Source organism: Pseudomonas avellanae BPIC 631, from assembly GCF_000444135.1.
In the GTDB taxonomy this organism is placed as follows: domain Bacteria; phylum Pseudomonadota; class Gammaproteobacteria; order Pseudomonadales; family Pseudomonadaceae; genus Aquipseudomonas; species Aquipseudomonas avellanae.
The window spans coordinates 1-1503 of the sequence record NZ_ATDK01000471.1 but is presented as its reverse complement, the minus strand read 5'-3'; the positions used below and the strand labels follow the sequence as shown (position 1 = coordinate 1503).

Sequence of the window (1503 nt, the reverse complement as noted above, 5' to 3'; positions counted from 1 at the left end):
ATCAGCCACCAACTAACGGAAAATTCAAATCTTATCAATAGCTTAGCTTGCAGGTTATGGGTAACTTATTTCGAAAACAGTACACTAGGGCGTCTTTTTTTGTGGGCGGGATTCGGTGAATATAAGTGTTTAGCCCCCCATCTGGGCCCGCGGATATTCGATCGCGTGCAAATCACTCAGTACTCCATTTACTCTCCATGAAACTGACTCTCAGACGCTTGAAATAGCCGCTGACCGTGCCAAAGCCACCCATAGCGGCAACTCGGGCCAAATTGATCGTCCAATACGATTTTTTCTACGCTCGGTAATTGACGCCCTAAGCGTGAGGGAAAGCGGGGATGACAGTCGCAGTCTTATCTCAAATACATCAGTGATCCCACTCTTCATGCCGGACCGGTAAACGATTTAACTCATCTTTGATTTGCCGCCAGTGGGGCAGCAACTGATCCATCAGGGCCAAGAACCGGGTGTTGTGGGTAGGCTCAATCAGATGCACCAGCTCATGTATGAGAATGTACTCCAGGCAATGCGACGGCTTTTTTGCCAGCTCGGTGTTCAGCCGAACAATCCCGGTAATAGGGTTACAGCCTCCCCAACGGGTTTTCATGCGCTGAATTAAGATGCGCCGAACATTAACCCCCAACTGAGGCTGCCATTTCCCCAGAAGCACGGGCAGCTTCGCCCGGATCTGCTCGCGGTACCAGCTATCCAGCAACGTCTCACGCTGAGCTTCATTACTACCAGGCCGTATCTGCAAGACAAGCGCGGAATGTTTCAGCTCAACAACTGGCGCTACATTGATCTCAATAACCTCCAACAAATAGCGCTTTCCCCACACCTGATGGCTTTCGCGATTCAAGTACTCACGTTGCGTCTCGCGGGGTTGGGCACGCATTTGCCGTTGTTGCGCCTTAATCCAGCTCAACCTAGAAATAGCGAACGCTCGCAGAGCGTCAAGGCCCATGTGTAGAGGGGCAGATATATGCACCCGCCCCTTGGGCGGATAGACATAGAGGTGTGCGTGCTTATTGTTCTTTCTCTGAACCTCGACACGGATATCACCAAGGTCAAAATGCTCGGACATCAGTATTCCTGCTGAGCAACTATGATTGGAAACAGGCGATCGACCTCTGCCTCATCATCCAAAACCTTGTACATGGCCTGCTTGATCATCATCTCCTTCGCTTGTATGCCGCGCCAGCCATCAGGTCGTGCCTGTTTAACTGCTTTGTCTATCTTCAACGCTAGATCCAAATAGGCGTCCCCGCTCGACTGACCATAGGGCATTGCCGGCTCGCACACCCAGTTCTTTGGCGTCAGGTTGTTGTAGAGCGCGAGCTTGCCTGGAGTGTTCAGCACATGCGGTGTGCCCTGCACCTTGCCTGCTTGCACTTTGATCGCTAGTGTACTGTTTGCGAAATAATTTACCCGTGTCCCGCAACCTAAGTTATTGATAAAATTTGAATTTTACGTTAGTTAGTAGCTGGTTTTTTCGAAAACAGT

General features: G+C 50.4%; 2 protein-coding genes. Both read right to left on the bottom strand.

Features of this window, described 5'->3' with window-relative positions; all coding sequences use genetic code 11:
• Positions 1 to 367 precede the first annotated feature (367 nt).
• The gene (locus DW49_RS0124065; protein WP_024421472.1) at positions 368 to 1084 is read right to left on the bottom strand and encodes a M48 family metallopeptidase; all 717 of its coding nucleotides are present in this window, start codon (positions 1082 to 1084) and stop codon (positions 368 to 370) included.
• Positions 1084 to 1392, bottom strand: a complete 309-nt coding sequence (locus DW49_RS0124060; protein ID WP_005620442.1) for a hypothetical protein — start codon at positions 1390 to 1392, stop codon at positions 1084 to 1086. The genes DW49_RS0124065 and DW49_RS0124060 overlap by 1 nt, the downstream gene beginning before the upstream one ends.
• Positions 1393 to 1503 lie beyond the last annotated feature (111 nt).